This window comes from Streptomyces antarcticus, from assembly GCF_026627255.1.
Lineage (GTDB): Bacteria > Actinomycetota > Actinomycetes > Streptomycetales > Streptomycetaceae > Streptomyces > Streptomyces antarcticus.
The window spans coordinates 135,864-159,658 of sequence record NZ_JAPNLM010000016.1 but is presented as its reverse complement, the minus strand read 5'-3'; the positions used below and the strand labels follow the sequence as shown (position 1 = coordinate 159,658).

Annotated in this window: 22 protein-coding genes; 10 read left to right on the top strand and 12 right to left on the bottom strand. The window is 74.2% G+C overall.

The window, feature by feature from the left end:
• Positions 1-98 precede the first annotated feature (98 nt).
• On the bottom strand, positions 99-860 hold the full coding sequence (gene infC, locus OTB16_RS23820; protein ID WP_267722700.1) for a translation initiation factor IF-3: 762 nt from the start codon (positions 858-860) through the stop codon (positions 99-101).
• A 327-nt stretch (positions 861-1,187) separates the two neighbouring features.
• On the opposite strand from infC, the gene OTB16_RS23815 reads away from it, so the two are divergent.
• Complete coding sequence (locus OTB16_RS23815) at positions 1,188-1,565, top strand: DUF1844 domain-containing protein (protein ID WP_267722698.1); 378 nt, start codon at positions 1,188-1,190, stop codon at positions 1,563-1,565.
• Positions 1,566-1,605: 40 nt separating this feature from the next.
• Here OTB16_RS23815 and OTB16_RS23810 read toward each other — a convergent pair whose 3' ends face one another.
• Genes OTB16_RS23810 through OTB16_RS23800 form a run of 3 tightly spaced genes read right to left on the bottom strand, consistent with a single transcriptional unit; the run spans position 1,606 to position 4,379 of the window.
• Entirely contained in the window at positions 1,606-2,349 is a 744-nt protein-coding gene (locus tag OTB16_RS23810; protein ID WP_267722696.1) for an SseB family protein, read from the bottom strand.
• A gap of 21 nt (positions 2,350-2,370) precedes the next feature.
• Positions 2,371-3,591: a type VII secretion-associated serine protease mycosin gene (gene mycP / locus OTB16_RS23805; protein WP_267722694.1), complete on the bottom strand. Its 1,221-nt coding sequence runs from the start codon at positions 3,589-3,591 to the stop codon at positions 2,371-2,373.
• Complete coding sequence (locus tag OTB16_RS23800) at positions 3,588-4,379, bottom strand: hypothetical protein (RefSeq protein ID WP_267722693.1); 792 nt, start codon at positions 4,377-4,379, stop codon at positions 3,588-3,590. The genes mycP and OTB16_RS23800 overlap by 4 nt, the downstream gene beginning before the upstream one ends.
• Positions 4,380-4,775: 396 nt before the next feature.
• On the opposite strand from OTB16_RS23800, the gene OTB16_RS23795 reads away from it, so the two are divergent.
• Positions 4,776-5,978, top strand: coding sequence for an amino acid deaminase/aldolase (locus OTB16_RS23795; RefSeq protein WP_267722692.1), 1,203 nt, complete (start codon positions 4,776-4,778; stop codon positions 5,976-5,978).
• Here the strand turns inward: OTB16_RS23795 and OTB16_RS23790 are convergent.
• The 4 genes from OTB16_RS23790 to OTB16_RS23775 form a co-directional block, all read right to left on the bottom strand.
• Complete coding sequence (locus OTB16_RS23790; RefSeq protein WP_267722691.1) at positions 5,975-7,291, bottom strand: haloacid dehalogenase-like hydrolase; 1,317 nt, start codon at positions 7,289-7,291, stop codon at positions 5,975-5,977. The genes OTB16_RS23795 and OTB16_RS23790 overlap by 4 nt on opposite strands.
• Before the next feature lie 163 nt (positions 7,292-7,454).
• Complete coding sequence (locus tag OTB16_RS23785; RefSeq protein ID WP_267722689.1) at positions 7,455-8,246, bottom strand: 3-oxoacyl-ACP reductase; 792 nt, start codon at positions 8,244-8,246, stop codon at positions 7,455-7,457.
• Between the two features lie 5 nt (positions 8,247-8,251).
• Entirely contained in the window at positions 8,252-9,547 is a 1,296-nt protein-coding gene (locus OTB16_RS23780) for an aldehyde dehydrogenase family protein (protein WP_267722687.1), read from the bottom strand.
• Positions 9,548-9,651: 104 nt separating this feature from the next.
• Positions 9,652-11,025 (bottom strand): glutamine synthetase family protein, encoded by a 1,374-nt coding sequence (locus tag OTB16_RS23775; RefSeq protein ID WP_267722685.1) that lies wholly within the window; start codon positions 11,023-11,025, stop codon positions 9,652-9,654.
• A gap of 77 nt (positions 11,026-11,102) precedes the next feature.
• Here OTB16_RS23775 and OTB16_RS23770 point away from each other — a divergent pair, with 77 nt between their 5' ends.
• From OTB16_RS23770 to OTB16_RS23760, 3 genes are all read left to right on the top strand, one after another.
• Positions 11,103-11,849: a FadR/GntR family transcriptional regulator gene (locus tag OTB16_RS23770; protein ID WP_267722683.1), complete on the top strand. Its 747-nt coding sequence runs from the start codon at positions 11,103-11,105 to the stop codon at positions 11,847-11,849.
• A 141-nt stretch (positions 11,850-11,990) separates the two neighbouring features.
• Entirely contained in the window at positions 11,991-13,457 is a 1,467-nt protein-coding gene (gene eat / locus OTB16_RS23765) for an ethanolamine permease (RefSeq protein WP_267722682.1), read from the top strand.
• A 50-nt stretch (positions 13,458-13,507) separates the two neighbouring features.
• The gene (locus tag OTB16_RS23760) at positions 13,508-14,233 is read left to right on the top strand and encodes a gamma-glutamyl-gamma-aminobutyrate hydrolase family protein (RefSeq protein WP_267722680.1); all 726 of its coding nucleotides are present in this window, start codon (positions 13,508-13,510) and stop codon (positions 14,231-14,233) included.
• 88 nt (positions 14,234-14,321) lie between these two features.
• Here OTB16_RS23760 and OTB16_RS23755 read toward each other — a convergent pair whose 3' ends face one another.
• Positions 14,322-15,248 (bottom strand): LysR family transcriptional regulator, encoded by a 927-nt coding sequence (locus OTB16_RS23755; RefSeq protein WP_267722678.1) that lies wholly within the window; start codon positions 15,246-15,248, stop codon positions 14,322-14,324.
• A 70-nt stretch (positions 15,249-15,318) separates the two neighbouring features.
• On the opposite strand from OTB16_RS23755, the gene OTB16_RS23750 reads away from it, so the two are divergent.
• Positions 15,319-16,461: a TDT family transporter gene (locus tag OTB16_RS23750; RefSeq protein ID WP_267722676.1), complete on the top strand. Its 1,143-nt coding sequence runs from the start codon at positions 15,319-15,321 to the stop codon at positions 16,459-16,461.
• Here the strand turns inward: OTB16_RS23750 and OTB16_RS23745 are convergent.
• The 3 genes from OTB16_RS23745 to OTB16_RS23735 form a co-directional block, all read right to left on the bottom strand.
• The gene (locus OTB16_RS23745) at positions 16,412-17,062 is read right to left on the bottom strand and encodes a sigma-70 family RNA polymerase sigma factor (RefSeq protein WP_267722675.1); all 651 of its coding nucleotides are present in this window, start codon (positions 17,060-17,062) and stop codon (positions 16,412-16,414) included. The two genes, OTB16_RS23750 and OTB16_RS23745, sit on opposite strands and share 50 nt — an antisense overlap.
• A 280-nt stretch (positions 17,063-17,342) precedes the next feature.
• Positions 17,343-18,050, bottom strand: coding sequence for a helical backbone metal receptor (locus tag OTB16_RS23740; protein ID WP_267722674.1), 708 nt, complete (start codon positions 18,048-18,050; stop codon positions 17,343-17,345).
• Positions 18,051-18,067: 17 nt separating this feature from the next.
• Complete coding sequence (locus tag OTB16_RS23735; RefSeq protein WP_267722672.1) at positions 18,068-18,700, bottom strand: helix-turn-helix domain-containing protein; 633 nt, start codon at positions 18,698-18,700, stop codon at positions 18,068-18,070.
• A 307-nt stretch (positions 18,701-19,007) separates the two neighbouring features.
• On the opposite strand from OTB16_RS23735, the gene OTB16_RS23730 reads away from it, so the two are divergent.
• The 4 genes from OTB16_RS23730 to OTB16_RS23715 all read left to right on the top strand — a co-directional run bounded on the left by OTB16_RS23730 (position 19,008) and on the right by OTB16_RS23715 (position 23,775).
• Positions 19,008-19,913, top strand: coding sequence for a 5'-3' exonuclease (locus OTB16_RS23730; RefSeq protein WP_267722760.1), 906 nt, complete (start codon positions 19,008-19,010; stop codon positions 19,911-19,913).
• 49 nt (positions 19,914-19,962) lie between these two features.
• Positions 19,963-20,802 carry a siderophore-interacting protein gene (locus tag OTB16_RS23725; protein ID WP_267722670.1) on the top strand — a complete coding sequence of 280 codons (840 nt, stop codon included), beginning with the start codon at positions 19,963-19,965 and terminating at the stop codon, positions 20,800-20,802.
• A 394-nt stretch (positions 20,803-21,196) separates the two neighbouring features.
• Positions 21,197-22,786 carry a serine hydrolase gene (locus tag OTB16_RS23720; protein ID WP_267722669.1) on the top strand — a complete coding sequence of 530 codons (1,590 nt, stop codon included), beginning with the start codon at positions 21,197-21,199 and terminating at the stop codon, positions 22,784-22,786.
• A gap of 23 nt (positions 22,787-22,809) precedes the next feature.
• Complete coding sequence (locus OTB16_RS23715; protein ID WP_267722668.1) at positions 22,810-23,775, top strand: RluA family pseudouridine synthase; 966 nt, start codon at positions 22,810-22,812, stop codon at positions 23,773-23,775.
• The last annotated feature ends 20 nt before the right edge of the window (positions 23,776-23,795 follow it).

The following is a 23,795-nucleotide window of genomic DNA, read 5'->3' as shown; positions in this document are numbered from 1 at the left end:
CCGTTGTCTCCTCGTCGGTGGCGCTCCCACCGGTCCGCTGCGGACCGGCTCCGGGAGCGTCATGTCGTGTTGGTGATCCGAGACGGGCCGCCCCGGAATCAGGCCTGGGTGTTCGCCTCGTCGGCGGGCGCCTCGCCGGCGCCTGCCTCGTCGGTGGCAGCCTCGGTGACCTCGGCGGCCTCGGTCTCCTCCGCCTCGAGCGCGGCGTCCTCGGAAGGAGCCCCGTCGTCGGTGTAGGAAACGCCGTCTTCGGTGTAGGCGACGCCTTGGCGCTCGGCCTTGCGGGCGGCCTGCGCCTCGCGGGCCTCGGCCATGGCCTCGGTCTTCTTCTTGTGCGGACCGAGAACCATGATCATGTTTCGGCCGTCCTGCTTCGGGTTCGACTCGATGAACCCGAGGTCCTCGACGTCCGAGGCCAGACGCTGCAGCAGTCGGAAGCCGAGTTCCGGCCTGGACTGCTCGCGACCACGGAACATGATCGTGATCTTGACCTTGTCGCCCTGCTTGAGGAACCGAACGACGTGACCCTTCTTGGTGTCATAGTCGTGCGGGTCGATCTTCGGCCGGAGCTTCATTTCCTTGATGACCGTGTGCGCCTGGTTCTTGCGCGCCTCACGGGCCTTCATGGCCGACTCGTACTTGAACTTGCCGTAGTCCATGAGCTTGCAGACCGGCGGGCGTGCGGACGCCGCGACCTCGACCAGGTCGAGGTCGTACTCCTGCGCGAGCTCGAGCGCCTTCGCAAGCGGCACGATGCCGACCTGCTCGCCGCTGGGACCGACAAGCCGTACCTCGGGAACGCGAATCCGGTCGTTGATGCGGGGCTCGGTGCTGATGGATCCTCCTCGGTAGCACCACACGGCTGCCTGGCAGACAGCCGCTGACGTGTATTTCCGTCAGACCTACCGCGGCGGGGAGAATGAAAAAAGCCCCGCCGGGCACAGGCAGGGGCTCCAAAACAACCGGAGCACCGCCGCGTGCGAACCGCGGGGCGCATCATCGGGCAGCTTTCCATCGTCCGTACGGAACGATGGATACCGCCTGACCGGATGACCCGACACCCCGGAGGGCGGTCAGGTGGGAGAACGGAGCCTCCACTTGTGGGCCGGGCACAGCAGTGTCCGGCCGGTCGAAGTACATACTAGCACCCGCGTGGCAAGCCCGCCGCACGGCATATCGTGGGCCACATGACTGACGCGACCCCCTCCACCGACCCCGCTGCCGACGGCTCCCCCGACTACGACGCCATGACCCGCGACATCGCGGACGTCCCCGCGGTCGAGGTGATCACCACGGTGGCCGTGCACCTGCTGAGCGCCGCGGCGGTCAATCTGGGTCTGGACAAGCCGGACTCCGAGCACAAGGACCTCGACGAGGCCCGCAAGCTGATCACGGCCCTGGCCGGACTGGTCACGGCGAGCGCCACCGAGATCAGCTCCTTCCACGCCGCCCCGCTGCGGGACGGCCTGAAGTCCCTCCAGCTCGCCTTCCGCGAGGCCTCGATCGTCCCGGACGAGCCGGGCCAGGGGCCGGGCGAGAAGTTCACCGGCCCGGTCTTCGGCTGAGCCCCGCACCCCCTCCGTACGGCGTACGCGGGTGCCGGGGTCAGCGGGTGAAGAGCGGTTCGCCGGACGGGGCCGGGGCGTCCGCGGGCAGCAGGGCCAGGTCCAGCCCGCGCACCAGCCGGGCCCGCAGCGTCTCGTCCGCGGCGAGGGCCTCGGCGAGCCGGCGGGCCGCCGCGGGGGGCCCCGCGGCCTCGCCGGCCAGGACGACGGCGAGGGTGCCGTCGGCTCCCGCCCCGGCCGGGCCCAGATGGGCCCGCAGTACGCCGGGTTCCGCCGCCACGGCGGCCCGTACGGCCTCCCGTACGGCGGGGTCGGCCAGCGGGTCGGTGTCCGTGCGGCCCTCCGCGAGCGCGAGCAGCGCGGGACCGGTCAGCTGGTAGGCGACCGGCCCGGCCAGGTCCAGGACCACCGTGTCGGCCTTCTCGTGCGCGGCGGCGGCGAGCGCCTGGTGCAGCGGGACGGCCACCGGACGGGCGGCCGGGTCCCAAAGCGCGAGGGAGGCGGTCGAGGTGAAGGCGGGCAGTGCCCGGCGGTCGCCGGCCCGCAGGGTCGGCACGGCCATGTCGCTGGTCTTCTCGCGCGCGAGCCCGGTGACGGGGTCGGTCTCGACCTCACCGAGGACGGCGACGACGGGCACCAGGAGACGGGCGTCCCTGAGGGCGGCCAGCACCTGCGGTTCCTGCGTCCGGTCCTGCGACCAGGCGGCCAGGGCCGCGGTCAGCCGGGGATCGGCGGAGCCGTCGTCGTCGGAGTAGCCGGGGTCGGGAATGTTCTTGTTCGCCATGTTCGCCACAGTGACCCGACCCTACTGTGCCGCGTACGGATCCCCGCCCCGGCCCCTGGACGCCCGCCGCGGGCGCCGCGCCAGCACGGCGGCCAGCGCGAGCAGCGCCACCCCCGCGAGCCCGGCCTCCGGCGCTCCGAACCGGGCCTCCCGCTCGGGCGGGCGCACCGGTTCCGGGCCGGGGCCGAAGTACGGGCGCTCGGCCGGGGCGGGCGCGGGCACCGGCGCCTCCGGCAGCATCGCCTCGGCGACCTGGAGCGCGGCCACGGGATCGACGGTGCCGTGGCCCCGGGCGTCGTCGCGGCCGCCGGCGGGCGAGTCCGAGGCGGTGTCCTCCAGCAGCTTCTTGATCTGCGGCGGGGAGAGGTCCGGGTGGGCGGCCTTGACCAGGGCCACCGAGCCGGAGACGAAGGCCGCCGCCGCACTGGTCCCCCAGCCCTCGTAGTACGAGCGGTCGGGGTCGGCGATGACCACGTCCACGCCGGGGGCGCTGACGGTGGCGTACCAGTTCCGGGTGGAGAAGGGGGCCTTGCGGCCCCGGCGGTCGACGGCGGTCACCGCGATCACGCCCGGGTAGGCGGCCGGGTAGGAGACGCGGTCGCCGCTCTCGCCGCCGTTGCCCGCGGAGGCCACGACGACCACGCCCTTGGCCAGGGCGTACTGGACGGCCGCGTCCTCCCCCGCCTCGTGGTGCGCGGAGTCGCTGTCGTCGCCGAGCGACAGGTTGATCACGTCGGCCCCGTGGTCGGCGGCCCAGCGGATGCCCTCGGCGAGGGCGCCGCCCTTGCCCTCGCGGGCCTTGGCGCGGCCCGGGTCGCCCTCCTCCAGGATCACCCGGACCGGCAGGATCTTCGCCTGCGGGGCGATGCCGAGGACGCCTTGGCTCCGGCTGGGGCCGTGACCGTGCCCGGCGATGATGCCGGCCATGGCGGTGCCGTGCCGGGCCCAGGAGCGGTCGCCGCGGCCGGCGCCCGTGCCGATGAGGTCGGTGCCGGCCAGCACCTGGCCGGCGAGGTCGGGGTGCGCGTCGTCGACCCCGGTGTCCAGGACGGCGACGGTGACGCCGTCTCCCCGGGTGGTCCCCCACGCCTCCTCGGCGCGCAGGGCCAGCAGGCCCCACTGGCGGTCCCGGACGGTGTCGGCGGCAGCCGGGGGCGCGGTCGCCGCGGAGACGAGGAGCACCGCGGCGGTCAGGGCGGCGGCGCCCGGTCCGAACGCCCGCCCGGGGCGGCGGCGGGTCATCGGGCGGGCTCCGGCGCGGCGGGCGGGGCGGCGAGCGCCCGCAGGGCGGCTTCGATCCGGTCGGCGACCGCCTCGGCGTCGTGGCCGAGGCCCGCTTGGGCGACGGCTCCGGTGGCGTCCTTCTTCATCGCCTCTTCAGCGGGGCGGGGGGCGTCCACGGAGCGGCCGTCGCCGAAGGCGGAGACGGCGTAGACGACGACGGGCGCCTCGGGGAGCACGGCGACGCTCCAGGCCGCGCGCTGGGCGTCGGTGAACCCGTACGCGGGCGGGGCGGTGAGCCGTGTCGCGGCCGCGGCCATCGCGGCCGCGTCGGCGGGGGTGAAGGCCATGCCGACGGCGATCAGGGAGGAGCGGGTGGCGTCGGTGTAGGTGGCGCGCAGCACGCGGGTGCAGCCGGTCGCGGCGAGCCGGTCCCGCCACTCGGCGGAGAGCGCTGCCGTGCAGTCGGCGTCGGGCGCGACGGCGATCCGGGTCCAGGTGCGGTCGGCGCCGCCGGGGCCGGCCGAGGGGCTGGCCAGTACCGGCGGGAAGAGGCTGTCCACGGGGGCGGTGTGCCACAGCGACCCGGCCGCTCGGTAGGCGGCGTCGGGGGGCAGGGGCCGCTGGGCGGCGCGGTGTTCGGCCCAGGCGGCGGCGCCGGCGCCGCCGGCGAGGCCGGTCCCGAGGAGGCCGCACAGTACGGCGGCGACGACGCGTCCGGGGTGGCGGCGCGGGCGGGCTGCGGGGAGCGGGACCGGGAGCGGCTCGGGCTCGCCCGGCAGCTCGGTCCGCGGTGTCGTCGTGGTCATCCGGCGGCTCCGCCCCCCGTTCCGTACGGCTGCCTGCCCGTACTCTACGGCTCCTCCCGGCGGTACGCGGGACTCGGGTACCAGGCGGCCCGCGAGGGGGCCGGGGCCGGGCCGGGGCCGGGACGGGGCCGGGGCCGGGGCAACGGCGGTGCGCGAGCCGGGCGGGCGGCGCGGTACGGATACGGGTGGGCATGCGGTGCGGGTACAGGTGGGCGACGCGGCGGCGCAGGTGCGCGCGGGCGGCGCCGTGGTGAGGGCAACCGGCGGCGCAGGTACGCGCGGCGGTGCAGGTACGGGCGGGCGGCACGCAGGCGTAGGTACGGGCGGGCGGCGGATGCGGGTACGGGAACCGTCGGCCCCTACCCACCGGTAGTGCGGTCTGGCAAGCTGCGGCCCATGAACTCCCCCGCCGCCGACCGGGCCCGGTACGACCGGGCGACCGCGCACCTCGACGCGCCGCTGGCCATCGTGGACCTCGACGCGTTCGACGCCAACGCCGACGACCTCGTGCGCCGGGCCGGCGGGAAGCCGGTCCGGGTGGCCAGCAAGTCCGTCCGGTGCCGGGTGCTCCTCGAACGGGTGCTGGCCCGGCCGGGGTTCGCCGGGATCATGTCGTACACCCTCGCCGAGTCGGTGTGGCTGGCCCGCTCCGGATTCGAGGACGTACTGCTGGCCTACCCGTCCGCGGACCGGGCCGGCTTCGCCGAGCTGGCGGACGATCCCAAGCTCGCCGCGGCGATCACCGTCATGGTCGACGATCCCGCCCAGCTGGAGCTGATCGACCGGTCCCGCGACGGCGGGACCCAGGAGGTCCGGGTCTGCCTGGAGCTGGACACGGCCCTGCACCTCTTCGGCGGCCGGGTACGGGTGGGGGCGCGGCGTTCACCGCTGCGCGAGCCGGAGCAGCTGGCCGAGCTGGCCCGTACGGTCTCGGCCCGGCCCGGCTTCCGGGTGGTGGGCCTGATGGGGTACGAGGGGCACGTCGCCGGGGTCGGTGACGCGCTCGCCGGGCGGCCGCTGCGCTCCCGGGCCATCCGCCTCATGCAGAGCGCGGCCCGCAAGGAGCTCGCCGCCCGGCGTGCGGAGACCGTACGGGCCGTCCGCGAGGTGGTCCCCGACCTGGAGTTCGTCAACGGCGGCGGTACCGGCAGCGTGCGGCAGACCGCCGCGGAGGAGGCGGTGACGGAGATCGCGGCCGGTTCCGGGCTCTACGTGCCGAGGCTGTTCGACAACTACACCTCGTTCCGGGGGCGTCCGGCGGCGCTGTTCGCCCAGCCCGTGGTGCGGCGGCCCGGCGTCGGGGTGGTGACGGTGCTCGGCGGCGGCTACCCGGCCTCCGGCGCGGCCGGCCAGGACCGGCTGCCCGTCCCGTACCTGCCGCAGGGGCTGCGCTACGACCCGCAGGAGGGCGCGGGCGAGGTACAGACCCCGCTGCTCGGCAGCCCGGCCGACGACCTGCTGATCGGCGACCGGGTGTGGTTCCGGCACGCCAAGGCCGGGGAACTGTGCGAGCGGTTCGACGCGCTGCACCTGATCGAGGGCGACCGGGTGACGGCCACCGCCCCGACGTACCGGGGCGAGGGCCGCACCTTCCTTTAGGCGGTCCCTTCCGCGTACACGGAGTCGGTCTGGTCCGGGATGACGCCCCCGTCGCCCCGGCGGACCGGGCCCGGCGTGCCGTCGTGGTCGACGTAGCCGGTGGTGGAGCACGGGTAGGGGGCGGTCTTCTGCTTCTTCGGCTCGATGAACATCGGGTTCACGATCCACTTGCCGTCGCTGTCGTCGTACGCCCGGCACATCAGCTCGTTCTTGTTGCGGTTCACGACGAGCCGCAGGGCGGTGGCGTCGCGCAGGAACGAGATGTCCGTGTCGGAGTCCCCCGCGGCGAACACCTGGCGGCGGGCGGGCGGCTGGACCTTCTCGGCGGCCGCGCCGCGGACGCCGAAGACCTCCTGGTTGATCCAGCAGCGCTTGCCGTCGATGTACGTGATCATCGTGTCGGCGCCGTCCCGGACGGAGCCGCAGCCCTTCAGGTGGGCGGTGTGCTTCCCGTCGCGCGTGGTCGTGTTGCGGATGCCGATGACGTGGCGGGCGTCGATTCCGACGCCCCGCGCCCAGACCTCGACGACCGGCTGCGGTGAGGCCGAGCTGATCCACACGTCGAAGCCGGCCTTCCGCAGGGCCGCGACCAGGTCCTTCTGCTGGTCGTAGTAGCGGACCCAGCCGGTGGCGGTGCCGCTGCCGACCCGTTGGACGGCGCCGACCGGCGCGGCGAGGTTCTCCGTACGGGCCGCCGCGGCGAACCCCCGGACCTCGCGGGCGGTCCAGCCCTGCGTCAGCTGCGCGAGCCAGGCGTAGCCCGGCTCGGTGGTGCGGCGGTCCCAGCCCGCGAAGGCGGCGGATCCGGCCCGGGTCGCGGCGGCGCCGTAGACCGCGGCGACCTCGTCGGCGCAGCGGTCGGCGTCGGGGGTGCCGGCGCCGGTGGGCAGCGGGGCGCCGGGGAGGGCGAGGGGTCCGCAGGCGTCGGCGAGGGCGGCGGCCGCGGCGGGGGTGAGGAAGCGGCTGGTGGTGGACCAGTCCCCGCGGGCGGGCTGGCGTATCTTGCCGTTGCGCAGCAGCCAGAACAGGGTGGCGTCGCCGACGTCGTTCTTGACGACGGTGTTGTCCCAGTCGAAGACGGCGACGGGCTTGGCCCGGCCGGGCCGGTGGGGGTCGCAGCGGCCGTACGCGTCGATGAGCCGCTGGAGCCGGGCCTGGTTGTCGCCGTACCAGCCGGCCTTGAGCTGCGGGGTGGCGCAGGGGGTGCCGGGGCGGTCCGCCGGGGCGGCGGGGGCCGCGGCGACGAGGGTGCCGGCGGCCACCGCGGCGGCGACGACGGCCCGGAGCCGCCGGGTGCTGCTGGGTCGGGTCACTGGGTGGACACTCCTGTTTCCTCTTTCCTGCGAAGACCGTCGCGGTGGGCGGCCGCGTTCGGGGCGCGGTTGGTGGAGCACGGCAGCCGGGCGTCGTGCGACGCCCGGCAGCCGGGAGGGTGCGGTCCAGGTGACCGGTGGGAGGGCCCGCCGGCCGGGCCCGCTACAGCGGGGTGACGTACGCGCCGGAGATGCCCCCGTCGACGACGAAGTCGGCGGCGTTGACGAAGGAGGAGTCGTCGCTGGCGAGGAAGGCCACGGCGGCGGCGATCTCCTCGGCCTCGGCGAAGCGGCCGACGGGGATGTGGACGAGCCGGCGGGCGGCGCGCTCCGGGTCGCTGGCGAACAGCTCGCGCAGGAGCGGGGTGTTGACGGGCCCGGGGCACAGGGCGTTGACGCGGATGCCGTCGCGGGCGAACTGCACGCCGAGCTCGCGGGACATGGCCAGGACGCCGCCCTTGGAGGCGGTATAGGAGATCTGCGAGGTGGCGGCGCCCATGAGGGCCACGAAGGACGCGGTGTTGATGATGGATCCGCGGCGCTGGGCCTGCATGTAGGGGAGGGCGGCCTTGCAGCACAGGTAGACGGACGTGAGGTTGACGTCCTGGACCCGCCTCCAGGCGTCGAGCTCGGTGATGAGGATCGAGTCGTCGTCGGCGGGGGAGATGCCCGCGTTGTTGAAGGCGATGTCGACGGAGCCGTAGGTGTCGAAGGCCGTCTTGAAGAGGGCGTCCACCTGTTCCTTGTCGGTGACGTCCACCTGGACGAAGAGGCCTGCGACCTCCTCGGCGGCGGCCTTGCCCGCGACCGGGTCGACGTCGGCGCAGACGACGTTGGCGCCCTCGGACGCGAGCCTGCGGGCCGCGGCCAGTCCGATGCCGCTGCCGGCCCCGGTGATGACGGCGGTGCGGCCGACGAGGCGGCGGCAGATGATCTCTTCGGTGCGGTCGGTCATGGGGTTCAGGCCTCCGTGCTGATGAAGACGTTCTTGGTCTCGGTGAAAGCGGTGAGGGCGTCGGGTCCGAGCTCGCGGCCGAGTCCGGACTGCTTGTAGCCGCCGAAGGGGGTCGAGTAGCGGACGCTGGAGTGGGAGTTGACGGACAGGTTGCCCGCGGCGACGGCACGCGAGACGCGCAGCGCGCGGCCGATGTCGCGGGTCCACAGGGAGCCGGAGAGGCCGTACTCGGTCGCGTTGGCCAGGCGTACGGCGTCCTCCTCGTCCTCGAAGGGCAGGACGACGGCGACCGGGCCGAAGACCTCCTCGGTGGCCACGGGCGCCGTGGGGCCGGCGTCCGTGACCAGGGTCGGCGGGTACCAGAAGCCCGGGCCTTCGGGGGCGCGGCCGCGGACCGCGGTGAGGTCGTCGGTGACGTAGGACCGGACCCGCTCCAGCTGCGCCCGCGAGATGAGCGGTCCCATCTGGGTCTTCTCGTCGGCCGGGTCGCCGACGACCACGCTCTCGATGCCCGGGGCGAGCAGCTCCAGGAACCGGTCGTAGGCGGAGCGCTGGACGAGGATGCGGGTGCGGGCGCAGCAGTCCTGGCCGGTGTTGTCGAGGAAGGCCATGGGGGCCGCGGCCGCGGCCGCTTCGAGGTCGGCGTCCGCGAAGACGATGTTCGGGCTCTTGCCGCCGAGTTCGAGGGTGACGCGCTTCACCCGGTCGGCGCACTTGGCCATGATCTGCTTGCCGACACGGGTGGAGCCGGTGAAGACGATCTTCGCGACGCCTGGGTGTTCGACGAGCGCGTCGCCCGCGACCGTCCCGCGGCCGGGGAGCACCTGGAAGAGGTACTCGGGGATCCCGGCCTCGAGGGCGAGTTCGGCGAGGCGCAGCGCCGTCAGCGGGGTGGTCTCGGCGGGCTTGAGGATGACGGCGTTGCCGGCGGCGAGGGCCGGGGCGAGGCCCCAGGCGGCGATCGGCATGGGGAAGTTCCAGGGGGCGATCACGCCGATGACGCCGAGGGGTTCGAGGAAGGTGACGTCGATGCCGCCGGCGACGGGGATCTGGCGGCCGGAGAGCCGTTCCACTCCCCCGGCGGCGAAGTCGAGGAGGTCGCGCACGTTGCCGGCTTCCCAGCGGGCGTTGCCGATGGTGTGGCCGGCCTCGCGGACCTCGAGCAGGGCCAGTTCCTCGATGTGGCCGTCGACGACCGCGGCGAAGCGGCGCAGCAGCCGCGCCCGGTCGGCGGGGGCGGCCGGGATGGTGGCGACGGTTTCCTCGGTGGCCGGATTCAGGACTTCCAGCACATCGGACACGTGGTGCCTCACAGACTTTCGGATCGGTGGCGTCGGCGGATCGGTGGCGCTGCGGCCGGGGCCGGGGGCCAGGTGCCGGGGGCCAGGTGGCGGGGGCCGACGGACTACAGGCGTTCGAAGGAGCGGCGCAGTTCCCAGTCGGTCACGGCGGAGTCGAAGGCGTCGAGTTCGACCCGGGCCATGTTCCGGTAGTGGGCGACGACTTCGGGGCCGAACGCGGCCTTGGCGATCTCGCTGTTCTCCCAGAGCTCGGCGGCGTCGCGCAGCGTGGTGGGGACGTGCGCGTAGTCGCCGGTGTAGGCGTTGCCGGCGCACGCCTCAGGAAGTTCCAGCCGGTGCTCGATGCCGTACAGGCCGGCCGCGACCAGGCCCGCGACGGCGAGATACGGGTTGACGTCCCCGCCGGGCAGGCGGTTCTCGAAGCGCATGGAGCGGCCGTGGCCGACCACCCGCAAGGCGCAGGTCCGGTTGTCCACGCCCCAGGCGACGGCGGTCGGTGCGAAGGATCCCGGCCGGAAACGCTTGTACGAATTGATGTTGGGGGCGTAGAGAAGGGAGAAGTCGCGCAGTGCGGCCAGCTGGCCGGCCAGGAAGTGGCGCATCACCGGTGACATTCCGCCGTGATCGTCCGGTCCGTCCCCTGCCATGGCGTTGCGTCCATCGGAGTCGCCCAGCGAGAGGTGGATGTGACAGGAGTTGCCCTCGCGCTCGTCGTACTTGGCCATGAAGGTGAGCGAGACGCCTTCCTGGGCGGCGATCTCCTTCGCACCGGTCTTGTAGACGGCGTGCTGGTCGCAGGTGGTGAGCGCCTCGTCGTAGCGGAAGGCGATCTCGTGCTGCCCGAGGTTGCACTCCCCCTTGGCCGACTCGACGACCAGGCCCGCGGCCTGCATCTCGTTGCGGATGCGCCGCAGCAGCGGCTCGACGCGGCCGGTTCCCAGGACGGAATAGTCGATGTTGTACTGGTTGACGGGGGTCAGGTCCCGGTAGTTGGCGTTCCAGGCCTGTTCGTAGGTGTCCTGGAAGACCATGAACTCCAGCTCGGTGCCGACCATCGCGGTGTAGCCGTGCTCGGCGAGCCGCTCCAGCTGGCGGCGCAGGATCTGCCGGGGGGCGGCGACGACGGGCGTGCCGTCGCTCCAGGCGAGGTCGGCGACGAGGAAGGCGCTGCCGGGGTTCCAGGGGAGGCGGCGCAGGGTGGCGAGGTCGGGGTGCATGGCGAAGTCGCCGTAGCCCCGGTCCCAGGAGGACATCTCGTAGCCGTCGACGGTGTTCATTTCGGTGTCGACGGCGAGCAGGTAGTTGCAGCCCTCGGTGCCGTGCTCGAGGACTTCGTCGAGGAAGAACGGTGCGGCGAAGCGCTTCCCCTGGAGGCGCCCCTGCATGTCGGGGAAGGCCATGACGACGGTGTCGATCTCGCCGCTGGCGACGAGCGAGCGGAGCTCGTCGGGCGTCAGCGACGGCGTGCGGTCTACCACGGGAATCTCTCCTTCGGTGAGCCGAGAAGGCCTAAGGTATTGAATAGAACCATTGCTTGGGAAGGGGAGGGACCGAGATGACCGACACGGCGAGTGAGGGCGGAGCCGTCGCGCGGCTGAATCCCGTGCTGCGGCAGGTGCGGGCGGGCAACGGTTTCGAGGAGGCGCTGGAGCAGATCCTCCAGGTGGTCCGGCTCGGTCTGGTGCCGGGCGGCGAGCGGCTGCCGCCCGAGCGCGAACTGGCCGAGCGGATGGGGATCAGCCGGGTCACGCTGCGCGAGGTGCTGAAGGTGCTCCAGGACCAGGGGCTCGTGGAGGCCCGCCGGGGACGGTACGGCGGAACGTTCGTCCTGCCCCGCCCCGACACCCCGGCGGGCGGCACCGAGGAGGAGCTGCGCCGGCGCGTCGCGGGGGTGGACATCGAGGACGCCCTGCGGTTCCGCGAGGTCCTGGAGGTGGGCGCGGCCGGACTGTGCGCCTCGCACGGCCTGACCGAGGAGGGGACCGAGCGGCTGCTCGCCGCACTGGCCGCGACGCACGACGCCCCGCTCGCCGACTACCGGCGCCAGGACACCCTCTTCCACCTGACCCTGTGCGAACTGGCCGGATCCGCCACCCTGACGGCCCAGTACGCGGCGGTCCGGGCCACCGTGAACGACCTGCTGGACTGCATCCCGCTCCTGGTGCGCAACCTGGAGCACTCGCAGCAGCAGCACACCGCGCTGGTGGAGTCGGTGCTCGAGCGGGACGCCGACCGGGCCCGCGAGACGATGCGCGAGCACTGCTGCGGCACCGCGGCCCTGCTGAGGGGGTTCCTGGCCTGATCCCGCGCCCGGGTGGCGTGTTCTCCGCGCCCGGGGCGGGGAGGTATTCGTTACTTCTGTTTAACGCAGAGGTCTTGCGCACTCCACCCCACTGCGGCAAAGGTACGCCCCACAACCATTGCCCCGAGGTAGGAGCGCACGATGGCCGACGAGACGGGGACACGGCTGACAGCCGTGCCCGGACCCACCGATTCCCCCGAGGGCGACGACTACCTGAAGCGCCGCACCCTGCGCCGCGGCAGCGCCGGCTGGCTGCTGCTCACCGGCCTCGGCGTCGCGTACGTCGTCTCCGGCGACTTCTCCGGCTGGAACCTCGGCCTGGACAAGGGCGGCTTCGGTGGTCTCGCCATCGCCACCGTCCTGATGGGCGCGATGTACGCGTGCCTGGTCTTCTCGCTCGCGGAGCTGTCCTCCATCCTCCCCACGGCGGGCGGCGGCTACGGCTTCGCCCGGCGCGCGCTGGGCCCCTGGGGCGGCTTCCTCACCGGTACCGCCATCCTCATCGAGTACATCCTCGCGCCGGCCGCGATCGTCATCTTCATCGGTGACTACGTCGAATCCCTCGGCCTCTTCGGCCTCACGTCCGGCTGGCCCGTCTACCTCGTCTGTTTCGCGGTCTTCATCGGCGTCCACCTCTGGGGGGTCGGCGAAGCGCTCCGCTTCAGCCTCGTCGTCACCGCCATCGCCGTCGCCGCGCTGCTGATCTTCGCGGTGGGCGCCTTCACCGAGTTCGACTCGGCCGGCCTCAACGACATCCCCGTCGACGCGGAGGCGTTCGGCTCGAACTCCTGGCTCCCGATGGGCCTGCTGGGCATCTGGGCCGCGTTCCCCTTCGGCATGTGGTTCTTCCTCGGGGTGGAAGGCGTGCCGCTGGCGGCCGAGGAGGCCAAGGACCCGGTCCGCTCCATGCCGAAGGCGCTGTCCATCTCCATGGGCATCCTCGCCGCCCTGGCGCTGATCACCTTCTTCGCCGCGACCGGCGCGCAGGGCTCCGAAGCGGTCCGGTCGGCCGGCAACCCGCTCGTCGTGGCCCTGGAGGGGGACGGAGGCCCCACCGCGCTCAGCCGCTTCGTCAACTACGCGGGCCTCGCCGGTCTGGTGGCCTCGTTCTTCTCGCTGATCTACGCGGGCTCGCGCCAGCTCTTCGCCCTGTCCCGGGCCGGGTACCTGCCGCGCTTCCTCTCGCTCACCTCGCGGCGCAAGGCCCCGTACCTGGGCCTCGTCATCCCCGGGGTGATCGGCTTCACCCTGGCCGCGGCCACCGGCGACGGCGCCCGCATGCTCAACATCGCGGTGTTCGGCGCGACCATCTCGTACGCCCTGATGGCCCTCTCCCACATCGTGCTGCGGCGCCGGGAGCCCGGACTGGAGCGCCCGTACCGCACGCCCGGCGGGATCGCGACCTCCTCGGTGGCCTTCGCCCTGGCCCTCTCGGCCCTGGTCGCCACCTTCCTCGTGGACAAGGACGCGGCGTTCATCGCGCTGGGCGTGTACGCCGTCGCCCTCGCCTACTTCGCCTTCTACAGCCGGCACCGCCTGGTGGCCTCGGCACCCGAGGAGGAGTTCGCCGCCCTCGCCGAAGCGGAGGCGGAACTCGCGCGCGACTGAAATCCTGGCCCCTGACCGACGCCACCACTCCCGTCCCGGAGGTAGAGAACGTGCCCAGGCCGCTCATCGGCATCAGCACCTACGTGGAGGAGTCCACCCGCTACGGCGTGTGGGACCTCCCGACGTCCCTGGTCCCCTCCGGGTACTACGAACTCGTCCAGGCGGCGGGCGGCGCGGCCGTGCTGCTCCCGCCGGACGAGCCCGGGAGGGCCGCGGAGGTGCTGGGCCGGGTGGACGGGCTGGTCGTCGCGGGCGGCCCCGACCTGGACCCGGTCCACTACGGCGCCGCCCGCGACCCCCGTACGGGCGCCCCGGCGACGGTCCGCGACTGGTGGGAGCTGGCCCTGCTGGACGCCGCGCTGGCGGCGGGCCTGCCGCTGCTCGGCATCTGCCGGGGCATGCAGGCGCTGAACGTGGCCCTGGGCGGCACGCTCGTCCAGCACATCGACGGGCACGTAGGCGCTCCGGGGGTGATGTCCCGGCACCCGGTGCGCCCGGTGCCGGGCACCCGGTACGCGGCCGCGGTCCCGGAGGAGGCGCAGGTGCCGACGTACCACCACCAGGCCGTCGACCGGCTGGGCCGGGGCCTGGTCGTCTCGGCCGACGCGGTGGACGGCACGGTGGAGGCGATCGAACTCTCCGGCCCGGAGCACTGGGTGATGGGCGTCCAATGGCACCCCGAACGGGACCGGGACACCCGTGTGACGGCCGCCCTGGTCGAGGCCGCGGCGGCCCGCGCCGCCCTCCGTACCCCGGACCGCGTCCCGGTGGCCTGACGGGTCCCCGGCACACGACCCCGCACGCGGCGGCGGCGCACGGCGGCGGCACACGGCCGCGGCGCACGGCCGCCCCAGCCCGGCGCGCCTACGGCGCCGGGCGCCGGGTAAGCGACAGGAGGTCCCGCGCCGGTCCCGCCGGGCGGGAGCCCGTGGGCCACACCGCCCGCAGCGCGCGGTCCAGCGGCGCCCCGGCCACCGGCACCTCCACCAGCCGGCGCGCCGCGAGCTCGTCCCCCACCGCCAGCTCCGACAGTACGCACGGTCCGGCCCCGCTCAGCGCCGCCGCCTTCAGCGCCGTGGTCGAGGCCAGCTCCAGCAGCGGCTCCGCGAATCCCCCGCACCCGGCCAGGGCCGCGTCCAGTACCTGCCGCGTCCCCGACCCCCGCTCGCGCAGGATCAGCGGGGCCGCCGCGAGTTCGGCCGCCGTCACGCCCTTCGTGCGCCGGGCCCACGCGTGGCCCGGCGCCACCACGACCACGAGGCGGTCCTGCGCGATCACCGCCGAGTCCAGCCCCTCGGGCACGGTGAGCCCCTCCACGAAGCCGAGGTCCGCCTCGTGCGCGAGGACCCGCTCGGCGACCACCGCCGAGTTCCCGGCGTGCAGGGACACCGCCGTGTCCGGCCGCTGCCCACGCAGCGCGATCAGCCACCCCGGAAGCAGGTACTCCGCGATGGTCATGCTGGCCGCCACCCGCAGCCGCGAGTCCCGTCGGCCGCGCAGGGCCTGCGCCCCCGCGTCGAAGGCCTCCGCCGCCTCCACGACCCGCCGGGCCCAGTCCGTGACCAGCGCGCCTTCCGCCGTCAGCGTCGAGCCGCGCGGGGAGCGGTCCACGAGGGCGACGCCCAGCCGCGTCTCCATCGCCCGGATGCGGCTGCTGGCCGCGGGCTGCGTGATGCCCAGCCGCCGGGCCGCGCCGCTCAGGCTGCCGACCCGCGCGACCTCGAGCAGCAGTTCCATCGCGCCCAGATCCGGCACCCGGTGCGCCAGCGGAACCCACTCCTCATTACCCATAACATCAGTTTATGGCCTCATAGGAACATGCCCTCTGCCGACCGGTCTCCGCCCGCCGGACCCTGGGGTCATGGCCACCACCCTCGCGCTCACCCGCTCCACCCCCTCCGCGGCGACCGCCCCCCGGGCCCACAAGGCCCTGCGGCACCTCGGACCGAACTGGTACGCCTCCGTCATGGGCACGGCGATCATCGCCAACGCCGGCGCGACGCTCCCGCACCAGCTCCCCGGCCAGCGCGTGGCCTGCCAGCTCGTCTGGGCGCTGTCCGCCGCCGCCCTCGGCGTCCTGCTCGCGGCCCGCGCCGGGCACTGGATCCACCACCGCGACCAGGCCCGCGCCCACCTCCTCGACCCCGCGGTCGCCCCGTTCTACGGCTGTCTGTCCATGGCCCTGCTGGCCGTCGGCGGCGGCACCCTGATCGTCGGCAAGGACCTCATCGGCCTGGACGCGGCCGTCGCCGTGGACGCCGTGCTGTTCACCGCCGGCACCGCGATCGGCCTGCTGATGGCCGTGGTGGTCCCGTACCTGATGGTGGTGCGCCACAAGGTCGAGGCCGCGCAGGCCACGCCCGTCTGGCTGCTCCCCGTGGTCGCCCCGATGGTCTCCGCGGCGCTCGGGCCCCTGCTCGTCCCCCACCTGCCCGCCGGGCCGGCCCGCGAGGCGATGCTGCTGGCCTGCTACGCCCTGTTCGGCGTCAGCCTGCTGGCCACCCTGCTGATGCTGCCCCTGATCTTCGGCCGGCTGATCGTCAGCGGCCCGCTGCCCCTGCTGCTCACGCCGACCCTGTTCCTGGTCCTGGGCCCCCTCGGCCAGTCCACCACCGCCGTGAACCAGCTCGCCGACGTGGCACCCGGCGCGATCGGCGCCCCGTACGCGGACGGCCTCACCGCCTTCGCGGTCGTGTACGGGGTACCCGTGATGGGCTTCGCGCTGCTGTGGCTGGCCCTCGCCGCGGCCATGCTGGTGCGTGCGGCCCGGCGCGGGATGGGCTTCTCCATGACCTGGTGGGCACTGACGTTCCCCGTGGGCACCTGCGTCACCGGCGCCGCCGGGCTGGCCCGCCACACCGGGCTGACCGCCTTCTCCTGGCTGGCCGCGGTCCTCTTCGCCGGCCTGCTGACGGCCTGGCTGCTCGCGGCCGCCCACACCCTGCACGGCCTGTTCACCGGCCGGCTGCCGGCGGGCCCTGCCGGTCCCGCACCCCGCGCGTGAGCCGGTCGCGCTGGATCCGGCGGGCCAGGGCGCGCCGTACGGACGCCGATCCGGAGGGGGGCGGTACGCCCGGGGCCGCCGCGGAGGGGACGTCGAGGCCGCGGCTGATCTCGTCGTAGGCGTCCCGGCAGCCGCCGGGCACCTTCCCGGGACGGCCCCTCAGGTCCTCCTCGACGAGGCGCCGCAGCTCGTCGACGCTCCGGGGCGTGAAGCGCTCGCGGCCCCGCAGGAGCGCGTGGACGAAGCGGGTGCAGCGGGCTTCGCCGTCGAGCGCCTCGGAGATCTCCTCGGCAAGGCCCCAGAGGCGGCCTTCGAGCCAGGGGCCGTCGCACTGGCCGAGCGAGAGCCCCGGCGGGTGCGGCGGCTCGCCCGCCCTGTCCTTCGCGACCTGCTTGGACACGGCGGGCTGACTCATGCCGGTCAGCCGGGCGATCCTGTCCTGGGTCCAGCCGAAGCCGACGAACAGCTGGATCATCTCGCCGCGCAGCTTGCGCATCTCCTCGCCCGCGCGGATGACTTCGTTCATCTCGGCGAGCATCCGCCCGGCCTGTTCCTCGGTCAGCTCCCCGGGGTCCCGGGGCGCGTCCTCTTCGCCTGTCATAGCTCGGTTATACACCCGCGGACCCCCACGGCACCGCCTGTCATAACCAGGTTGTACACCTTGGTTATGACTGGCAGGATCCGCGACGTGCCCCGTCCCCCGCACCTGACGGCACCCTGCTCGCCTGCCGCGTGACCGGCGTCGGCGAGCCCGTCCTCCGCCCCACCGGGGGTCCTGCGGTCTCCCGGCACCCCTGCGGCCTCGGCGCACGCCGCCGCTCGTCTGACGGGCCCGCCCGCGCGTACGCCGCGCGTCCCGTCCCCGAGGGCGCCGGGCCCGGTCAGCGAGCCGCGCGCAGGGCTTCCGCCAGGACCGCCGGCGCCTCCGCCAGCGACGGCCCGTACCAGGTCAGGTGCCGTCCGGAGACCAGCGCGGCGGCAAGTCCCGGGAAGGCCTCCGGCCCGTCCCCGGCCGTGAAGCGGTACGGCTCGTCCGGGAGCACCACCAGGTCGCAGCGGGCGCCCGCCAGTTCCTCCACCGGGATCCGCGGGTAGCGCTCCGCATGCCCGGCGTACGCGTTGCGCACCCCCAGGCGGGCCAGGACGTCCCCCGCGAAGGTGTCGCGGCCGAGCACCATCCACGGCCGCCGCCACACCGGTACGAAGGCCGTCAAGGGCTCCCCCGGCTCCACCCGGGCCCAGGCCGACTCGGCGTCCGCCAGCCACCCCGGCCGCTTCAGCCCCAGCACCCCCACCAGCAACCGGTCCAGCTCCCGCAGCGCCTGCGGCAGGTCCCGTACCTCGGTGACCAGCACCTCCAGGCCCGCCGCGCGCAGCGCCGCCAGGTCGGGGGCCCGGTTCTCCTCCTCGTTGGCGATCACCAGGTCGGGGCGCAGCTCCACGATCCGCCGTACGTCGGGGTTCTTCGTCCCGCCGATCCGCACCGCGTCCCCGAGGTCCCGGGGGTGCGTGCACCAGTCCGTGGCTCCGGCCAGCAGGCCCGGCGCGCTCACCGCGACCGCCTCGGTCAGCGACGGCACCAGCGACACGACCCGCCGCACTCCGCTCAGCGCCCGGGGGACGGCGGCTCGGACGTGGCGTGGATGTGCTCGCCCACCGCGACGACCAGGATCCGGGTGTCCTCGGTGACGGCCCGCCAGCGGTGGCGCACCCCGCCGGACAGGAACAGCGCGTCCCCGCTCTCCAGCCGGTACGCCCGCCCCTCGGCCTCCACCTGGCAGGCGCCCGCGACCACGTACATCAGCTCGTCGTTGCGGTGCTGGTACTCCCGGCCGGCGTCCTGGTCCCCGGTGAACTCCAGGGCGTGCAGCTGGTGGTGGCCGCGCACGAGGGGCCGCACGCCGGGCACGGGGGTGAGGGCGGAGTCGTCACCGGCCCGTACGAGGTCCACCGTGCGGGCCGTGTCGGAGGCGGCCAGCAGTTCGACGGCCGTGGTCTCCAGGGCGTCCGCGACCCGCTCGAGGGAGCGCATGCTGGGGCGGGCCCGCTCGTTCTCTATCTGGCTGAGGAAGGGGATGGACAGACCGCTGCGCGCCGATACGGCGGCCAGCGTCAGCTGGAGCGCGCGGCGCCGCTTGCGCACGGCCACGCCCACCCGGAGCGGCTCCTTGCCGTCCTTGTCCCTGCCCTTGTCGTCTTTGCCATCCGGCGTGCCGTCCGTGCCGTCCCTGTCGTTCATGGCGGGGCTGCCCTCCCCTTGTCCGTCGCACATCGGTGTGCTGTAAGCACCTTACGCAGCAACCGCCTCCGGTTTCGCGCGCACGAGCGCACTGGCCCCCCGCCACCGGTGATCATCCGTCCCCGCCCGGTCACCTTCCGTGGCCGTCCGCGGCCCGCCACGGTACGCGGCCGCCCTCGAGGATGACCGGGCTCCCGCCGGAGCGGGCCGGAAGCCGGGCTCCGGGTGGCGGGCGGCCCGTGCCGGCACCCCGGCGGCCGGGCCCCCGCGTTGCGGCATCATCGTCTGCGTGACGACACGACGCCTGATGCTCCTGGACACCGCCTCCCTCTACTACCGCGCGTACTTCGGTGTGCCGGACTCCGTGAAGGCCCCCGACGGCACCCCGGTCAACGCCGTGCGCGGCCTGCTCGACTTCATCGGCCGCCTCGTCCAGGACCACCGCCCGGACGACCTGGTGGCCTGCATGGACGCCGACTGGCGGCCGCACTGGCGGGTGGAGCTGATCCCGTCGTACAAGGCCCACCGCGTCGCCCGCGAGAGCGAGACCGGGCCGGACGTCGAGGAGACCCCCGACACCCTCGCCCCGCAGGTGCCGATCATCGAGGCGGCGCTGGACGCATTCGGCATCGCCCGCGTGGGCGTCGCCGGGTACGAGGCGGACGACGTGATCGGCACGCTCACCGCCCGCGCGACCGGCCCGGTGGACATCGTCACCGGCGACCGGGACCTCTACCAGCTGGTGGACGACGCCAGGCAGCGGCGCGTGCTGTACCCCCTCAAGGGCGTGGGCACCCTCCAGATCACCGACGAGGCGTGGCTGCGCGGGAAGTACGGGGTGGACGGCCCGGGCTACGCGGACCTGGCGCTGCTGCGCGGGGACCCCAGTGACGGCCTGCCCGGCGTCCCCGGCATCGGCGAGAAGACGGCGGCGAAGCTGCTCGACGCGTACGGCTCGCTGGCCGGGATCATCGCCGCGATCGACGACCCGAAGGCGAAGCTGACCCCCACCCAGCGCAAGCGCCTGGACGAATCGCGGCCGTACCTGGCCGTGGCCCCGAAGGTGGTCCAGGTCGCCGGGGACGTGCCGATTCCGCAGTTCAACCCGGCCCTCCCGTCACATCCGTCACACCCGGACGTGGTCGACGCGCTCGCGCACCGGTGGGGTCTCGGCGGAGCCGTGTCGCGTCTGAGCGGCGCGCTGCGTACCTGAGGTGCTAACTTAGGTAATCCTAAGTTTCAGGGGAGTCAGGGGAGACACCGTGGCAGAAGGACGCGCCCGCGCAGTCGGCACCGCCGTCGTCGTACGCACCGAGCGGCTCACACCGCACATGGTGCGGATCGTGCTGGGCGGTGACGGTCTGGCCGGATTCGGCGCGGGCACGTACACCGACCACTACGTCAAACTCCTGTTCCCGCCGCAGGGGGTCACCTACCCCGCGCCGTGGGACCTGGAGCGGATCCGCGCCGACTTCCCGCGTGCGCAGTGGCCGCGCCAGCGCGCGTACACCGTACGGGCCTGGGACCCGGCCCGCGGGGAGCTGACCCTCGACTTCGTCGTCCACGGCGACGAGGGCCTGGCCGGCCCCTGGGCTGCGCGCGTCCAGCCGGGCGAGCTCGTACGCTTCCTCGGCCCGGGCGGCGCGTACGCCCCGGACCCGGCGGCCGGCTGGCACCTGCTGGTGGGCGACGAGAGCGCCCTGCCGGCCATCGCCGCGGCGATGGAGCGGATGCCGGCGGGTGCGCGGGTGCACGCGTTCGTGGAGATCGAGGGCCCGCACGACGAGCAGAAGGCCGCCACCCCGGACGGGGTCGTCCCGGTCTGGCTGCACCGCGGCGACCGCCCGATCGGCGAGGCGCTGGTGGAGGCGGTCACCTCCATGGAGTTCCCGTCCGAGGACGTGCACGCCTTCGTCCACGGCGAGGCGGGCTTCGTCAAGGAGCTGCGCCGCCACCTCCGCCTGGAGCGGGGCGTGCCGCGCGAACGGCTGTCGATCTCGGGCTACTGGCGCCTGGGCGAGACGGACGAGGGCTGGCGCGCGATCAAGCGCGACTGGAACGCCGCGGTGGAAGCCGAACAAGACCACGCCACAGCCGCCTGACCATCACCGCCCGGAACCCACTCCAGCCCCACCACCACCCAAGGCGCGCGCCCCGGGGCCGGAACCCCACTCCAGCCCCGCCGGCGCTTGAGGCGCGGGCCCCGGGCCGGAGCCCCACTCCAGCCCCACCACCACCCAAGGCGCGCGCCCCGGGGCCGGAACCCCACTCCAGCCCCACCACCACCCAAGGCGCGGGCCCCGGGCCGGAACCCCATTCCAGCCCCGCCGGCGTTTGAGGCGCGGGGCCCGGGGCGGAGCCCCGCAACGTAGCCGCACCGCGGCCCCGGCACCGGCACCGCCCACCGGGGACCGGGGCCGAGCCCCGGCCGCCCAGCCGCCGCCAGGCACCCGGCTCCCCGCGCGCGTTCACCCGTACGGCGGGACAATGGGCCGCATGCGTACGCTCCGCGCACTCGGCTCGGCCGGCGCCGCGATCCTCCTGACCGCGACGGGAGCGTCGGCGGCCCCGGCAGCCACCACAACCCCGCCGGCAACGGCGACGGCAACGGTACCGACCGCCCCCAGCCCACCCCCGGCCCCGAAGCCCCAGATCACCGACGCGCAGGTCGCCAAGGCCGTCGCCCGCCTCGACCGCACCGTCGAGGACATGATGCGCCGCACGGGCGTCCCCGGAGCCTCCGTGGCCGTCGTCCACGACGACAAAGTGATCCACCTCAAGGGCTACGGCGTCCGCCGCGTCGGCGATCCCGCCGCCGTCGACCCGGACACCGTCTTCCAGATCGCCTCGCTCTCCAAGCCGGTCTCCTCCACCGTCGTGGCCGGCGCCCTCACAGCCCCCGACGAGTGGGACCGCCGCACCGACCTCCCCGGGTTCTCCCTCAAGGACCCCTGGGTCACCGGCCACGTCACCACCGCCGACCTGTTCTCCCACCGCAGCGGCCTCCCCGACCACGCCGGCGACCTCCTCGAAGACCTCGGCTACGACCGGTCGTACATCCTCGACCACCTCCGGCTGGAACCCCTCACGCCGTTCCGCGCGAGCTACGCCTACACCAACTTCGGCTTCACCGCCGCCGCCGAGGCCGTCGCCCGCGCCAAGGGCACCACCTGGCAGAAGCTCAGCCAGGACACCCTGTTCAAGCCCGCCGGCATGACCCGCACCAGTACCGAGTTCTCCGCCTTCGCGAACGCCCCCGACCGCGCCGCCACCCACGTCGAGAACCCCGACGGCACGTGGAGCCCCCGCTACGTCCGCGACCCCGACGCCCAGGCTCCCGCCGGCGGCGTCAGCTCCACCGCCCGCGACATGTCCCGCTGGCTCCGCCTCCAGCTGGCCGGCGGCACCCTCGACGGGCAGCGGATCGTCCCGGCCGACACCCTCGCCCGCACCCACGTACCCGCGATCGTGTCGCAGCCGCCCTCCGGCCCCAGCGCCCGCACCGGCTTCTACGGCCTCGGCTGGAACGTCTCGTACGACGACGCCGGCCGGCTGCGCCTGAGCCACTCCGGGGCCTTCGAACTCGGCGCGAACACCAACGTGACGATGCTCCCCCTGGAGCGGCTGGGCATCATCGTCCTGACGAACGGCGCCCCCGTCGGCCTCGCCGACGCCGTCGCCCTCGACTTCTTCGACTTCGCCGAGCACGGCAAGGTCTCCACCGACTGGCTCGAGCTGGCCGGCGCGCTCTACGCGCAGATCAACGACGCGAGCCGCTCCCCCACCGACTACGCCCGACCGCCCGCGGGCGCCGCACCGGCCGGAGACTCCGGCGCGTACACCGGGACGTACGACAATCCGTACTACGGCCCGCTCACCGTCACCGCCGACGACAAGGGCGCCCTCACCCTGGCCCTCGGCCCGAAGCCGCTGCGGTTCCCCCTGACCCACTACGACGGGGACGTCTTCAGCTTCGAGACCGCCGGCGAGAACGCGGTGGGCCGCACCGGGGTGACCTTCGCCGACGGAACCGTCCGCGTCGAGTACCTCGACGCCACCGGCCTGGGCACGTTCACCGAGCGGTAGCGGCGCCGCATAGCCTGTCCCCGATGACCCGCAGAGCCCAGACACCCCCCTCACCCCTACCGCAGCGCTCCGGTATCGACCCGGTCCGGCTGCGCCTGCCGCCCGACCCGGACGGGACGTGGCCCGACCTCGGGGGGTACCTCACCGCCCGGTACGCGGCCGGCGCCGGCGCGGAGGCGGTGCTGCGCCTGCTGACCACCGGCGGCATCGTCGACAGGGACGGCCGGGTGCGCCGCGCCGGGGACCCGTACGAGCCGGGCGCCTACCTGTGGTTCCACCGCGACCTGCCGCACGAGCCGGAGGTGCCGTTTCCCATCCGCGTCCTGTACCGCGACCCGCACCTGCTCGTCGTGGACAAGCCGCACTTCCTGGCCACCACCCCGCGCGGCAGCCACGTCACCCAGAGCGCCCTGGCCCGGCTCCGCGAGGAGCTGGACCTGCCCGAACTCAGCCCGGCCCACCGGCTGGACCGGCTGACCGCGGGACTGGTGATGTTCAGCGTCCGGCCCGCCGACCGCGGCGCGTACCAGCTCCTCTTCCAGAACCGCCGGGTGCACAAGGAGTACGAGGCCCTCGCACCCCACGACCCCGCGCTCGAGCTCCCGCGCACGGTCCGCAGCCGGATCGAGAAGACCCGCGGGGTCATCGCGGCCGCCGAGGTCCCGGGCGGCGTCCCCAACGCCGAGAGCCGCATCGAGCTGACCGGGGCCGCGGGCGGGCTGGGCCGCTACCGGCTGACCCCGTACACGGGCCGGACGCACCAGCTGCGCGTGCACATGAACAGCCTGGGCCTGCCGATCCTCGGGGACCCCGTGTACCCGGAGGTCACCGACCCTGCTCCGGACGACTACCGGAGACCCCTGCAACTCCTGGCCCGCGTACTGGAGTTCACCGACCCGGTCACAGGCGAAGCCCACCGCTTCGAGAGCGCCCGCACCCTCCGGGCCTGGCACGACCGCCCGTCCTGGGAAACCGGAGCCGACGGCTAGGGCCGTGCCCGCTTCCGGTC

Coding starts and splice junctions, on each gene's coding strand:
- OTB16_RS23815 (WP_267722698.1), top strand. CDS start 1,188: ATGACTGACGCGACCCCCTCCACCGACCCCGCTGCCGACGGCTCCCCC.
- OTB16_RS23810 (WP_267722696.1), bottom strand. CDS start 2,349: ATGGCGAACAAGAACATTCCCGACCCCGGCTACTCCGACGACGACGGC.
- mycP (WP_267722694.1), bottom strand. CDS start 3,591: ATGACCCGCCGCCGCCCCGGGCGGGCGTTCGGACCGGGCGCCGCCGCC.
- OTB16_RS23800 (WP_267722693.1), bottom strand. CDS start 4,379: ATGACCACGACGACACCGCGGACCGAGCTGCCGGGCGAGCCCGAGCCG.
- OTB16_RS23795 (WP_267722692.1), top strand. CDS start 4,776: ATGAACTCCCCCGCCGCCGACCGGGCCCGGTACGACCGGGCGACCGCG.
- OTB16_RS23785 (WP_267722689.1), bottom strand. CDS start 8,246: ATGACCGACCGCACCGAAGAGATCATCTGCCGCCGCCTCGTCGGCCGC.
- OTB16_RS23770 (WP_267722683.1), top strand. CDS start 11,103: ATGACCGACACGGCGAGTGAGGGCGGAGCCGTCGCGCGGCTGAATCCC.
- eat (WP_267722682.1), top strand. CDS start 11,991: ATGGCCGACGAGACGGGGACACGGCTGACAGCCGTGCCCGGACCCACC.
- OTB16_RS23755 (WP_267722678.1), bottom strand. CDS start 15,248: ATGGGTAATGAGGAGTGGGTTCCGCTGGCGCACCGGGTGCCGGATCTG.
- OTB16_RS23750 (WP_267722676.1), top strand. CDS start 15,319: ATGGCCACCACCCTCGCGCTCACCCGCTCCACCCCCTCCGCGGCGACC.
- OTB16_RS23745 (WP_267722675.1), bottom strand. CDS start 17,062: ATGACAGGCGAAGAGGACGCGCCCCGGGACCCCGGGGAGCTGACCGAG.
- OTB16_RS23735 (WP_267722672.1), bottom strand. CDS start 18,700: ATGAACGACAGGGACGGCACGGACGGCACGCCGGATGGCAAAGACGAC.
- OTB16_RS23730 (WP_267722760.1), top strand. CDS start 19,008: ATGCTCCTGGACACCGCCTCCCTCTACTACCGCGCGTACTTCGGTGTG.
- OTB16_RS23720 (WP_267722669.1), top strand. CDS start 21,197: ATGCGTACGCTCCGCGCACTCGGCTCGGCCGGCGCCGCGATCCTCCTG.
- OTB16_RS23715 (WP_267722668.1), top strand. CDS start 22,810: ATGACCCGCAGAGCCCAGACACCCCCCTCACCCCTACCGCAGCGCTCC.